We start from the raw sequence: 13,658 nt of genomic DNA on the forward strand, positions 1-13,658 counted from the left end.
TTACGCTGTCTCCACTGACCCTCACGTGGAGTACCGATGATGAACATTACGCAAATTCGCAACGCCACCCAGTTGATTACGTTTGGCGGCAAAACATTTCTCATTGACCCGATGCTGGCGCCGAAAGGCGCGTGGCCGGGCTTTCCCGGCACCGCCCGCGCCGATATTCGCAACCCCACCGTGGAGCTTCCCTGCGATATCGACACGCTGTTACAGGCCGACGTGCTGATCGTCACCCATCTGCATGAAGACCATTGGGACGACGCCGCGTCCGCATGCGTGCCGAAGGATAAGCCGATTTATGTGCAAAACGAGCAGGATGCGCAGACGCTGCGCGAACAGGGTTTTACCGCGCTGACGGTGCTGACGGAAGAGACCATTCTCGGGGCGATCACGCTGCGTAAAACTGGCGGCCAGCACGGCTCCGATCGTCTGTATGCCGTTCCCGAAATGGCGGCCCGGCTGGGCGAAGCCTGCGGGCTCATCTTGACCCATCCGCAGGAAAAAACGCTGTATCTGGTGGGCGATACCGTCTGGCGCGACGAGGTCGAAGCCAACATGATCCGCTATCAGCCTGATGTGGTGGTATTGAACGCCGGTTTCGCGCACGTCATCGGTTTTGGCCCGATCATCATGGGCGCGGAAGATGTGCTAAAAACTCATTTCACCCTACCGGACGCGCAGATCGTGGCAACGCATATGGAAGCCATCAATCACTGTCTGTTAACGCGCGCGGCGCTCAAAGACTACGCACGTGACAACCAGATTGCAGAATATGTGCATGTGCCGGAAGATGGGGAAAACCTGACGTTTTAACCGCCATCGAGGAGAACTATGCGCCCCGTTACCGTCGCCATTGTCGCCGTGGACGATTTCAGCCCATTTCACTTTTCTGTGCCCTGCATTCTGTTCGGGGAAAAGGTGGCAACGCAGAAGCGCTTTACGGTGAAGATCTGCGCCGAAACGCCGGGTACGGTCAACTCGCAGGACGGGTTTTCGTTGCACGCCGCCTACGGTTATGAGGCGCTCATCGACGCGGATATTGTGATGATCCCCTACTGGGGCGCCACCGCCCAGCGTCCTCCCCAGACGCTACTGGATACGCTGGTGCAGGCCCGGCAAAACGGCGCGCAAATTGTTGGCCTTTGTCTGGGGGCATTTGTTCTGGGCTATGCAGGCCTTCTGGACGGCAAACGCGCCGCCACGCACTGGGAATTTGAGCAGGATTTTCAGGCGCGTTTTCCGGCGGTGACACTTGATATCAATGCATTGTATGTTGATGACGACGGGATCATCACCTCTGCGGGCACGGCGGCGGCTCTCGACTGCTGCCTGTATTTGATTCGCCAGCGCTTTGGCAGCGTAGTGGCGAACCAAATCGCCCGGCGGATGATTGTTCCGCCACACCGTGAAGGCGGCCAGGCGCAATTTATCGCCCAGCCGGTGCCCAAAACCACGCGCGATGCGCGCATTAACGGACTGCTGGACTATTTGCGCCAGACAATCCGCGACCCCCATGACCTTGATTCGCTCGCCAGTCGGGTCATGATGAGTCGTCGCACGCTCACCCGTCATTTTATGAAGGCGACAGGGTGTAGCGTCGCCGAATGGCTGATCCGTGAACGCCTGCGCCTCAGCCAGACGCTGCTGGAATCCAGCCAATTGCCCATCGAGCGCATCGCCAGTGAAGTGGGTTTTCAGTCTGCTGTGACCTGGCGTCAGCATTTTAAATCCCACTTCGGCGTCAGCCCGGCTGAATGGCGAAAAACCTTTTGCGGTATGGCATGATAGCGCGCGGAAAACGTGGAAATCAGGGTGATGAATGTGAAACCGGTAACGCTTTACGATGTGGCAGACTATGCTGGCGTCTCTTATCAGACCGTCTCGCGGGTGGTGAATCAGGCCAGTCACGTCTCGGCGAGAACCCGCGAAAAAGTGGAAGCCGCCATGGCGGAGCTGAACTACATTCCTAACCGTGTCGCCCAACAGTTAGCCGGCAAACAGACGCAGCTGATTGGCGTTGCCACCGCCAATCTGGCGCTGCACGCACCGTCGCAGATTGTCGCCGCCATTAAATCCCGCGCCGACCAGTCCGGGGCCAGCGTGGTAATTTCCATGGTAGAGCGCAGCGGCGTCGACGCCTGTAAAGCGGCAGTGCATAACCTGCTTGCGCAGCGGGTAAGTGGGCTTATCATCAACTATCCCCTCGACGAAGACGACGCCATTGCCGTTGCCGCCGCCTGTGGCAACGTGCCGGTACTGTTCCTTGACGTGTCGGACCAGTCGCCCATCAACAGCATTATTTTTTCCCACGACGACGGCGCGCGCCTCGGCGTGGAGCACCTGGTTCAGCACGGCCACCAGCGCATCGCCCTGCTGGCCGGACCGCAAACGTCGGTTTCCGCGCGCCTGCGTCTGGCGGGCTGGCATAAGCACCTCGCGCGTTATCAACTCCAGCCGGTGGCGCAGCAGGAAGGCGACTGGAGCGCGATGTCCGGTTATCTCCAGACCCAACGGATGCTTAACGCGGGGACGATCCCCGGCGCGATGCTGGTCGCCAACGACCAGATGGCGTTAGGCGCAATGCGCGCCATAAGCGAGTTCGGTCTGCGCGTGGCGACCGATATTTCCGTAATCGGCTATGACGATACCGAAGACAGCGCCTGCTACATTCCCCCCCTTACGACCATCAGGCAGGATTTCGCGCTGCTTGGACAAACCAGCGTCGACCGCCTGATCCAGCTTTCTCGCGGGGCATCAACCGGGGGCAATCAGTTGCTGCCGGTCACGTTGGTGGAGCGCAAAACCGTGCAGCCACCTGGGACACAGGCCGCCTCTCCACAAGCGTTGGCCGACTCGCTCATGCAGTTGGCGCGTCAGGTCGCCCTGTTAACGCGCTAAATCCTGCACACGAAAATGTGTGAGACAGTTCACCCATTAGCCTCAACAGACTTTACAGTTTTCTGGCTCTGCCCGTATGTTGTCTAAAATTGTGAGCGGATAACAATTCACGACAGGACATAGCCATGACATTGACCACGGATTCACTCGCCGCCGTACTGGCGCGCCGCGACTGGGAAAATCCCGGCGTAACCCAGCTTAACCGTCTGGAAGCCCACCCGCCATTTTCCAGCTGGCGCAGCGCCGAAGACGCCCGGGATAATACCCGTTCTCCCCAATTGCGCAGCCTCAACGGCGACTGGAAATTTGCCTGGTTCGCCTCGCCGGAGGCGGTGCCGGAAAGCTGGCGGCTAAACGATCCGGAAAATGCCGACACTATCCCCGTACCGTCAAACTGGCAAATGTACGGCTACGACGCACCGATTTATACCAACGTCACCTACCCAATTCCGGTCAATCCGCCTTACGTACCCGCAGAGAACGCTACAGGATGTTACTCGCTCACATTTGATATTGACGAGGCAGCACTCCACGACAGCCAGACGCGGATCATTTTCGACGGCGTCAATTCGGCCTTTCATCTCTGGTGCAATGGACGCTGGGTCGGCTACGGCCAGGACAGCCGTCTGCCTTCGGAGTTCGATCTCAGCGATTTTCTGCGCGGCGGCGAGAACCGTCTGGCGGTGATGGTGCTGCGCTGGAGCGACGGCACATACCTGGAAGATCAGGACATGTGGCGCATGAGCGGTATCTTCCGCGACGTCAGCCTGCTAACCAAGCCCGCTACGCAAATCAGCGATCTGCGGATTTCCACCCGCTTTAATGATGATTTCAGCCGCGCCGAACTGGCCGCCGAAATCAGAATGCACGGTGAACTGCGCGACGATCTGCGCGTCACCGTGCAGTTGTGGGATGGCGACGTCCTGGTCGGTGAACAGACGGCCCCCTTTGGCGGCGAAATTGTTGACGAGCGCGGCGCGTATCATGACCGCGCCACCCTGCGCCTGAAAGTCGATAACCCGTCGCTGTGGAGCGCCGAAACGCCGCATCTGTACCGCGCGGTTGCGCAGTTGCATACCGCTGACGGCGAACTGATTGAAGCCGAAGCCTGTGACGTCGGCTTTCGCCAGATCAGCATTGATAACGGCCTGCTGTTACTGAACGGCAAGCCGCTGCTGATTCGCGGTACGAATCGCCACGAACATCACCCGAAGCACGGTCAGGTAATGGACGAAGCGACGATGGTACAGGACATCATCCTGATGAAGCAGAACAATTTTAACGCCGTGCGCTGCTCCCATTACCCAAACCATCCGCTGTGGTACACGCTGTGCGACCGTTATGGGCTGTACGTCGTGGATGAGGCCAACATCGAAACCCACGGCATGGTACCGATGAACCGCCTGACCGATGACCCAACCTGGCTTCCCGCCATGAGCCAGCGGGTGACGCGCATGGTACAACGCGACCGCAATCACCCGAGCATTATTATCTGGTCGCTGGGCAATGAGTCCGGGCATGGCGTCAACCACGACGCGCTGTACCGCTGGTTGAAATCGGAAGATCCGTCGCGCCCGGTGCAATATGAGGGCGGCGGCGCAGACAGCGCGGCGACGGATATTATCTGTCCGATGTATGCCCGCGTCGATCAGGATCAGCCGTTCCCGGCGGTGCCGAAATGGTCAATCAAAAAATGGCTGTCAATGCCGGGCGAACAGCGCCCGCTGATCCTCTGCGAATACGCGCACGCAATGGGCAACAGCCTCGGCGGTTTCGCCAAATACTGGCAGGCGTTTCGGCAGTATCCGCGCCTGCAGGGAGGCTTTGTCTGGGACTGGGTCGATCAGTCGCTGATTAAATATGATGATGAAGGTAACCCATGGTCAGCCTACGGCGGCGACTTTGGCGACACGCCGAATGACCGCCAGTTCTGCATGGACGGTCTGGTGTTTGCCGACCGTACGCCGCATCCGTCACTGTACGAAGCCAAACACGCGCAGCAGTTTTTCCAGTTTACCCTGCTGCCCGGCGCGGAACGTAACATCGAGGTGACCAGCGAATATCTGTTCCGCCATAGCGACAATGAGATCCTGCACTGGTCCCTTGCCCTGGACGGTAACCCCATTGCAGCGGGGAACGTCGTGCTGGACATCGCCCCGCAGGGACGCCAGGTCATTACCCTTCCCGACGTTGCTGCCCCCAATGCAGCAGGCCAGCTATGGCTGACGGTGCGCGTTGAGCAGCCGCAGGCCACCGCGTGGGCGCCAGCCGGACACATCAGCGCCTGGCAGCAGTGGCCGCTGGCGGAAAAACTGAGCGTGGCGATCTCCTCGCCTGTCGGTTGTGCGCCACGGCTTGAGGCGGGAGAGACGCATTATCTGGTCACGGTGAATCATCAACGCTGGCAGTTCTGCCGCCAGCAGGGTGTATTGACGCAGTACTGGATCGGCGAGGACGCGCAGCTGCTGACCCCGCTTCGCGACCAGTTTACCCGCGCGCCGCTTGATAACGATATCGGCGTCAGCGAAGCCACGCGTATTGACCCGAACGCCTGGGTTGAACGCTGGAAAGCCGCCGGGCATTACCGCGCAGAAGCGATGCTGTTGCAGTGCGAAGCACAGACGCTCACCGACGCGGTGATCATCACTACCGCCCACGCCTGGCAGACCCAGGGGGAAACGCTGTTTATCAGCCGTAAAACCTGGCGCATTGACGGAGATGGCGAACTGACGATCACGGTGGATGTGGATGTCGCCCGCGGCACGCCACACCCGGCGCGCATCGGACTGACCTGCCAACTGGCCCAGGTGGCGGATCGCGTGAACTGGCTGGGATTAGGTCCGCATGAAAACTACCCGGACCGCCTCTCTGCCGCCTGCTTTGATCGCTGGGACCTGTCGCTCGACGACATGTATACGCCGTACGTTTTTCCGAGCGAAAACGGGCTGCGCTGCCACACCCGCGAACTGCGCTATGGCGCCCACTGCTGGCGCGGCGACTTCCAGTTCAATATCAGCCGCTACAGCCAGCAACAACTGATGAAGACCAGCCATCGCCATCTGTTGAAGGAAGAGGCCGGTACATGGCTGAACCTTGACGGCTTCCACATGGGCGTGGGCGGCGACGACTCCTGGAGCCCGTCGGTGTCGCCGGAATACCAGCTCAGCGCAGGTCGCTATCACTACCAGATCGTCTGGTGCCTGAAATAACAAAAAACGGGCAGGTTAACGCCTGCCCGATATTCGCATAAGGACGTTCACATGCATTATTTGAAAAATACTAACTTCTGGATGTTCGGCTTTTTCTTCTTCTTTTATTTTTTCATTATGGGTGCTTACTTCCCCTTTTTCCCGATCTGGTTACATGATATCAACCATATCAGCAAAGGCGATACCGGTATTATCTTCGCCTGCATCTCGCTATTTTCACTCTTGTTCCAGCCCATTTTCGGCCTGCTCTCTGACAAGCTCGGCCTGCGCAAGCATCTGTTGTGGGTCATTACCGGTATGCTGGTGATGTTCGCGCCGTTCTTTATTTACGTTTTCGGCCCGCTATTGCAGGTCAATATTTTGCTCGGTTCGATTGTCGGCGGGATCTATCTGGGGTTTATTTATAACGCCGGCGCGCCCGCCATTGAGGCCTACATAGAAAAAGCCAGTCGCCGCAGTCATTTTGAATTTGGCCGCGCGCGGATGTTCGGTTGCGTCGGCTGGGCGCTGTGCGCGTCGATTGCCGGCATTATGTTTACCATTAATAACCAGTTTGTCTTCTGGCTGGGCTCCGGCTGCGCGGTGATCCTGGCATTGCTGCTGTTCTTCTCGAAAACGGAAGCGCCCTCATCGGCAAAAGTGGCCGATGCGGTTGGCGCGAATCACTCGGCATTTAGCCTGAAACTGGCGCTGGAATTATTTAAACAGCCGAAGCTGTGGTTTCTGTCGCTGTATGTTGTCGGCGTGTCCTGTACCTACGATGTGTTTGACCAGCAATTCGCTAACTTCTTTACCTCATTCTTTGCCACTGGCGAACAGGGTACCCGCGTGTTTGGCTACGTTACCACCATGGGTGAACTGCTGAACGCCAGTATTATGTTCTTTGCGCCGCTGATCGTGAACCGCATTGGCGGTAAAAACGCCCTGCTGCTGGCGGGCGCGATTATGTCAGTGCGGATCATCGGCTCGTCGTTTGCCTCTTCGGCGCTGGAAGTGGTGATCCTGAAAACCTTGCATATGTTTGAGATACCGTTCCTGATTGTCGGTTGTTTTAAATACATCACCAGTCAGTTTGAGGTACGCTTCTCTGCCACGATTTACCTGGTGTGCTTCTGCTTCTTTAAGCAACTGGCGATGATTTTCATGTCGGTTTTCGCCGGCAATATGTATGAAAGCATCGGTTTTCAGGGAGCATATCTGGTGCTCGGGCTGATCGCGCTGAGCTTTACGTTGATTTCGGTATTTACCTTAAGTGGTCCGGGGCCGTTTACCCGCCATGTCAAACCTGTCTGTAAACAAGCATAAACCCCACCACAAGGATGAAATTTCACACATGACTATGCCAATGAGAGAAAGAATAAAAGCAGGCCAATTGTTTACAGATATGTGCGAAGGTTTGCCGGAAGAGAGATTGCGCGGAAAGGAATTGATGTATGAGTATAACCATTCGCGTCCGTCAGAAGTTGAAAAAAGGAAAAGCTTGATTAAATCCATGTTTGGCTCAACGGGAGAAAATGCATGGATAGAGCCGCCCATTTATTTTTCCTACGGTACCAACATCCATATCGGTGACAACTTTTATGCTAATTTCAATTTTACCATCGTAGACGACTATACCGTCACGATTGGCGATAACGTTCTTATTGCGCCAAATGTCACCCTCTCCGTGACCGGGCATCCTGTTCATCATGAATTGAGGCAAGCGGGAGAGATGTATTCCTTTCCGATCACAATTGGCAATAACGTCTGGATCGGCAGTAACGTGGTTATCAATCCAGGTATCACGATAGGAAATAACACCGTGATTGGCGCAGGTAGCGTGGTCACAAAAGACATTCCTTCAAATGTCGTTGCCGCGGGCGTTCCCTGTCGGGTTATCCGTGAAATAAACGACAGAGATAAAGAATATTATTATAAAGACCGCAAAGTAGAGCGTTCCCTTTGCCACCAGGCATGACGCCGGGCGCTCTACAACAATGCAGACCGTAGGCCCGGTAAGCTTGCGCCACCGGGCGCTACCGCTACTCCTCAATGATCTGGCGGATTTGCTGCAACGCGGCGGGATCGTCGAGGGTGGTGAGATCGCCGGGATCGCGACCTTCGCAGATGGCCTGGATCGTCCGGCGCAACATCTTACCGGAGCGCGTTTTCGGCAACTGCGAGACAAACCAGACGTGGGCGGGACGGCCAAAATTGCCAATCTGGCTGTCCACCAGCGCCATAATCGCTTTTTCTTCCGCCTGCGCCACATCACGATCTTCCAGGCTGTCGCTCTGTTTCGGGATAACAAACGCCACCGCCACCTGCCCTTTCAGCGCGTCTTTTACCCCCACGACCGCCACCTCGGCGACGTTAGGATAGCTGGAAATGCTCTCCTCTATCTCGCGGGTGCCAAGACGGTGGCCGGCAACATTTATCACGTCGTCGGTACGTCCGAGGATAAAGTAATAGCCGTCGGCGTCGCGAATGCCCCAGTCGAAGGTGGCATACACCTGACGGCTGAACAGCGACCAGTAGGTGTTAACAAACCGTTCATCGTCTCCCCAGATAGTCTGGATACAGCCCGGCGGCAGCGGCCCCTCAATCACCACCATCCCCTTTTCGTTCACGCCGCAGGGTTCGCCGGTCACTTCATTGAGTAACTGCACGTTATAACCGTACATCGGTACGCCCGGGCTACCGAGCCGCGACGGTCTGTCGTCAAGCTGGCGGGCAAGCGCCATAATCGGCCAGCCGGACTCCGTTTGCCAGTAATTATCGATAACCGGCACCTCCAGCGTCTGGGTGACCCACGCGGCGGTGGGTTCATCCAGCGGTTCTCCGGCCAGATACAGCACCTCCAGCGAGGAGAGATCGTGATTGCGGATCTGGGCGGTTGGAAATTTCTTCAGTACGCGAATGGCGGTCGGCGCGGAAAACATCCGGTTCACCCGGTACTTCTCGACAATTTTCCACCACACCCCGCAGTCCGGGTACGTTGGCAGCCCTTCATAGACAATCGTCGCCATCCCCGCCAGCAGCGGCGCGTAAACGATATAAGAGTGACCGACAACCCAGCCGATATCCGACGCGCAAAAAAAGACGCCACCCGCTTTGCCGCCAAAAATGGTGTCCATTGAGGTTGCCAGCGCCACCGCGTAGCCGCCGACGTCGCGCTGCACGCCTTTGGGTTTTCCCGTGGTGCCGGAGGTGTAAAGAATGCAGGAGGTCTCGTTAGATTCCAGCCACGCTACCGGCACCCGCGCGCCTGCGTGTTGCTGACGCAGGGCGGCATAATCAAGATCGCGTCCGGCCACCCGCGCCATTTTCGCCAGCCCTCGGTCCACCAACAACACGTGCTGCGGCTGATGCTGCGCCTGCGCGATGGCGTCGTCGAGCAGCTTTTTATACGGCAGGATCTTTCCTCCGCGCGCCCCGGCATCCGCCGAGACGATCAGCACCGGTCTGGCATCGTCAATTCTCGCCGCCACACTGTGTGAGGCAAAACCGCCGAATACGACCGAATGAATCGCCCCAATGCGTGCGCAGGCCAGCAGCGTCACGTGCGCCTCGGCAATCATCGGCATATACACCAGCACCCGATCGCCGCGCCGGACGCCCAGCGACAGCAGCATCGACGCCACTACGTTCACCTCGTCATACAACTGGCTGAAGGTGTAGGTGCGCTCCTCTTCGGTTTCGGAAGAGACGGCGATCAGCGCCAGCGCGTCCGGCTGTTTGTCCAGCCAGCGATCGATGGCGTTATAACACAGATTGGTGGTGCCGCCGCAGAACCAGCGGGCAAACGGCGGGCGGCTATGATCCAGCGTCCGGGTAAACGGCGTCTGCCAGTCGATGCGCTTTGCCTGCTCTGCCCAGAACAATTCCGGTTGCGTAATCGAACGCTGATAAAATTCGCGAAAAGACATGAGGCTCTCCTGTTGAACTTATGCCCTATTGCTATCTGTTTCAGATAACGAACAAGTCGAGGTACTCGTTAACCGGCATCTGCTCCAGACGGGTTCGGTCCAGGGAGGCTTCCAGAATGCGCTGCTGCTGACGGGCCGGGAACTGACGCGCCAGGTTGATTTTGAATTTTTCGATAAGCTTTGGAATGCCGTCGGCGCGACGGCGGGCGTGGCCGATAGGGTAATCCACCACCACTTCATCAAACGCCGTACCGTCGGTGAACGCCACGGTGATGGCATTGGCGATGGCGCGTTTTTCCGGATCGTGATAGTCGGCGGTAAACTGCGGGTCTTCAAAACAGCTTATCTTCTCACGCAGAGCGTCGATGCGTTTATCCTGCGCCACGCCATCTTCATAATCCGCCGCCGTTAAACGTCCGAACAGCAGTGGGATGGCAACCATGTACTGAATGCAGTGGTCGCGATCCGCCGGGTTATTCAGCGGGCCTTTCTTGTCGATGATGCGAATGCAGGCTTCGTGAGTGCGAATGGTCACCTTCTCAATATCCGCCGCAGTTTTACCCACCGCCTGCATCTGCGCATGCAGGGTCATCGCCGCTTCTACCGCGGTCTGCGAATGGAACTCCGCCGGGAAGGAGATTTTAAACAGCACATTTTCCATCACGTAAGAGCCATAGGGACGCTGGAAGCGGAATGTTTCGCCTTTGAACGAGACGTCGTAGAACCCCCAGGTTTTCGCCGTCAGCGCTGACGGATACCCCATCTCGCCGGTTTTTGCCATCAGCGCCAGGCGTACCGCGCGGGAAGTGGCGTCGCCTGCCGCCCAGGACTTCCGCGTGCCGGTGTTCGGCGCATGGCGATAAGTTCGCAGCGACTGGCCGTCGACCCACGCCAGCGATACCGCGTTCAGGATTTCGTCCCGGGTCAGCCCCAGCATTTCCGCCACCACGGCGGTGGACGCCACTTTCACCAGCAGCACGTGATCCAGGCCGACGCGGTTAAAGGCGTTCTCCAGCGCGATGCAGCCCTGAATCTCGTGAGCTTTGATCATCCCGCTCAGCACCTCCTTCATGGTCAGCGGCGCTTTGCCTGCCGCCACCGCGTTACGTGACAGCCAGTCCGCCGTCGCCAGGATGCCGCCGAGGTTATCAGAAGGGTGCCCCCATTCGGCGGCAAGCCAGGTATCGTTAAAGTCGAGCCAGCGGATCATCGCGCCGATGTTAAACGCCGCCTGAACCGGATCGAGCTGAAACTGCGTGCCCGGCACGCGCACGCCGTTTGGCACGAGAGTACCGGGGACAATCGGCCCCATAAGTTTTTTGCACGCCGGATAGTCCAGCGCTTCGAGACCACAGCCGAGCGTATCCAGCAGGCAGTAATGCGCGGTGTCATACGCCACTGTTGAGGTGATGTCATAATTCATCACGTAATCGACGATATCAACGATTTCGCGGTCAAATTCCGGGCGGACGTTTAGTTCTTGTACGGACATAAAAGCGTTCCTGCATGTTAGGGTCAGAGGGAGTGAATCAGCAACGTTGGTCTAACGAGACGAACGGACGATCTTCCGGTCCGGTATAGTTGGCGGAAGGTCGGATAATTTTGTTGTCCTGACGCTGTTCGATGATGTGCGCCGCCCAGCCGGTGACGCGGGCGATAACGAACAGCGGAGTGAACATTTCGGTGGGAACGCCCATCATGTTGTAAGACACCGCCGAGAACCAGTCGAGGTTGGGGAACATCTTTTTGGTTTCCCACATCACCGTTTCCAGACGATCGGCGATGTTGTACATCTTCAGCGAGCCGCCTTCTTCAGAAAGCTGCTTCGCCACCTGCTTAATGACCTGATGACGCGGATCGGCCAGGGTATAAACCGGGTGCCCAAAGCCAATCACCACCTCTTTGTTTTCCACGCGTTTGCGGATATCGGCTTCCGCTTCGTCCGGCGTTTCGTAGCGCTGCTGGATCTCGAGCGACACTTCGTTTGCTCCGCCGTGCTTCGGCCCGCGCAGTGCGCCTATCGCGCCGATAATGGCCGAATAGACGTCCGACCCGGTGCCCGCAATGACCCGGCTGGTGAAGGTGGAGGCGTTGAATTCGTGCTCGGCGTAAAGCACCAGCGAAATGTGCATCGCTTTTTCCCAGCTTTTTGACGGTTTCTCGCCGTGTAGCAGATGCAAAAAGTGGCCGCCGATGGAGTCGTCGTCGGTTTCTGGCTGGATGCGCTCACCGTTGTGGCTGTAGTGGTACCAGTAGAGAAGAACAGAGCTGAGCGACGCTAACAGCTTGTCGGCGATATCCCGCGCCCCGGAGACGGTGTGGCCCTCTTTTTCTGGCAGGGTACAGCCCAACGCCGAGACGCCGGTGCGCATGACATCCATCGGATGCGACGCGGCGGGCAGCGCTTCCAGTACGGTGCGCACGTTGGCCGGTAATCCCCGCAGCGCTTTCAGTTTGATTTTATACGCGTGAAGCTCGTCGCGGGTCGGTAATTTGCCGTGGATCAGCAGATGGGCGACCTCTTCGAATTCGCAGTGCCGGGCGAGGTCCAGTATGTCGTAACCGCGATAATGAAGATCGTTGCCGCTTTTGCCGACGGTGCACAGCGCGGTATTGCCTGCCGGTACGCCGGACAGCGCAACGGATTTTTTCGGCTTAATGACATGTGTGTTGTTTTGCAGGATCGTCGAGTCTGTCATGTTGTCCTCGTCATTATTGTAATGTGCAGGATAGTGAGGCCTGGGCGAAGCGTTACTTCCGGTTCAGCGCGTCCAGCGCCTCCTCGTACTGGTAGTAATTGATGCTCTCGTACAGCTCGTTGCGGGTTTGCATCATGTCGATGACGCTTTTTTGCGTCCCTTCCTGACGCAGCACGTTATAGACCTGTTCCGCCGCGCGGTTCATCGCGCGAAACGCCGACAGCGGGTACAGCGCCATCGCCACGTGGGCGCTGCGCAGTTCATCGGTGGTAAACAACGGCGTCGCGCCGAATTCGGTGATGTTGGCGAGGATCGGCACATTGACCGCGTCGGCAAACTGTCGGTACATGGCAAGCTCGGTGATCGCCTCCGGAAACAGCATGTCGGCTCCCGCGTCAACGTAGGCCTGCGCGCGATCTATCGCCGCGTCCAGGCCCTCTACCGCCAGGGCGTCGGTGCGCGCCATGATCACAAAGTCGGGATCGGTTCGGGCATCCACCGCCGCGCGAATGCGATCCACCATCTCCTCTTTCGAGACGATCGCTTTGTTCGGTCGGTGACCACAGCGCTTAGCGCCGATCTGATCTTCAATGTGTAACGCCGCCGCGCCGGCTTTGATCATTGACCTTACGGTGCGGGCCACGTTAAAAGCCGACGCGCCAAAACCGATGTCGGCATCCACCAGCAGCGGCAGCGGGCAGACGTCGGTGATGCGACGAATGTCGGTCAGCACGTCATCAAGCGTTGAGATCCCGAGATCCGGCAACCCCAGCGATCCTGCCGCCACGCCGCCGCCGGAAAGGTAAATCGCCTGGTAGCCTGCGCGCTGTGCCAGCAGAGCGTGGTTAGCGTTAATGGCGCCGACTATCTGAAGCGGGTTTTCTTGCGTAAGGGCCGCGCGAAATGCCTGACCCGGCGAGTGTCGTGACATATTTTATCCT

10 protein-coding genes are annotated in these 13,658 nt (G+C 57.8%); 6 read left to right on the forward strand and 4 right to left on the reverse strand.

The features are described 5' to 3' along the window. Positions 1 to 39: 39 nt before the first annotated feature. From HVX72_RS16445 to lacA, 6 genes are all read left to right on the forward strand, one after another. On the forward strand, positions 40 to 816 hold the full coding sequence (locus HVX72_RS16445) for an MBL fold metallo-hydrolase (protein WP_181823286.1): 777 nt from the start codon (positions 40 to 42) through the stop codon (positions 814 to 816). A gap of 18 nt (positions 817 to 834) precedes the next feature. Continuing rightward, the gene (locus HVX72_RS16450; protein ID WP_181821904.1) at positions 835 to 1,788 is read left to right on the forward strand and encodes a helix-turn-helix domain-containing protein; all 954 of its coding nucleotides are present in this window, start codon (positions 835 to 837) and stop codon (positions 1,786 to 1,788) included. Between the two features lie 27 nt (positions 1,789 to 1,815). Further along, a complete protein-coding gene (locus HVX72_RS16455; protein ID WP_131729027.1) occupies positions 1,816 to 2,901 on the forward strand; it encodes a LacI family DNA-binding transcriptional regulator in 1,086 nt (361 codons plus the stop codon). Between the two features lie 125 nt (positions 2,902 to 3,026). After that, complete coding sequence (locus HVX72_RS16460; RefSeq protein ID WP_181821905.1) at positions 3,027 to 6,110, forward strand: beta-galactosidase; 3,084 nt, start codon at positions 3,027 to 3,029, stop codon at positions 6,108 to 6,110. A gap of 51 nt (positions 6,111 to 6,161) precedes the next feature. Further along, positions 6,162 to 7,415 carry an MFS transporter gene (locus tag HVX72_RS16465; RefSeq protein WP_042286109.1) on the forward strand — a complete coding sequence of 418 codons (1,254 nt, stop codon included), beginning with the start codon at positions 6,162 to 6,164 and terminating at the stop codon, positions 7,413 to 7,415. Between the two features lie 28 nt (positions 7,416 to 7,443). Continuing rightward, the gene (gene lacA, locus HVX72_RS16470) at positions 7,444 to 8,067 is read left to right on the forward strand and encodes a galactoside O-acetyltransferase (RefSeq protein WP_060569110.1); all 624 of its coding nucleotides are present in this window, start codon (positions 7,444 to 7,446) and stop codon (positions 8,065 to 8,067) included. Positions 8,068 to 8,131: 64 nt separating this feature from the next. Here the strand turns inward: lacA and prpE are convergent, their stop codons facing one another. From prpE to prpB, 4 genes are read right to left on the reverse strand one after another with little or no spacing between them, the layout of a single operon-like run. Then, complete coding sequence (gene prpE / locus HVX72_RS16475) at positions 8,132 to 10,018, reverse strand: propionate--CoA ligase (RefSeq protein WP_181821906.1); 1,887 nt, start codon at positions 10,016 to 10,018, stop codon at positions 8,132 to 8,134. 40 nt (positions 10,019 to 10,058) lie between these two features. Next, positions 10,059 to 11,510, reverse strand: coding sequence for a bifunctional 2-methylcitrate dehydratase/aconitate hydratase (locus HVX72_RS16480; protein ID WP_181821907.1), 1,452 nt, complete (start codon positions 11,508 to 11,510; stop codon positions 10,059 to 10,061). A 37-nt stretch (positions 11,511 to 11,547) separates the two neighbouring features. Then, on the reverse strand, positions 11,548 to 12,717 hold the full coding sequence (gene prpC / locus HVX72_RS16485; protein ID WP_042286116.1) for a 2-methylcitrate synthase: 1,170 nt from the start codon (positions 12,715 to 12,717) through the stop codon (positions 11,548 to 11,550). Between the two features lie 52 nt (positions 12,718 to 12,769). Further along, a complete protein-coding gene (gene prpB / locus HVX72_RS16490) occupies positions 12,770 to 13,648 on the reverse strand; it encodes a methylisocitrate lyase (protein ID WP_042286117.1) in 879 nt (292 codons plus the stop codon). Between the last annotated feature and the right edge of the window lie 10 nt (positions 13,649 to 13,658).

The organism is Citrobacter sp. RHB21-C05, assembly GCF_013889015.1.
Taxonomy (GTDB): Bacteria; Pseudomonadota; Gammaproteobacteria; order Enterobacterales; family Enterobacteriaceae; genus Citrobacter_A; species Citrobacter_A sedlakii.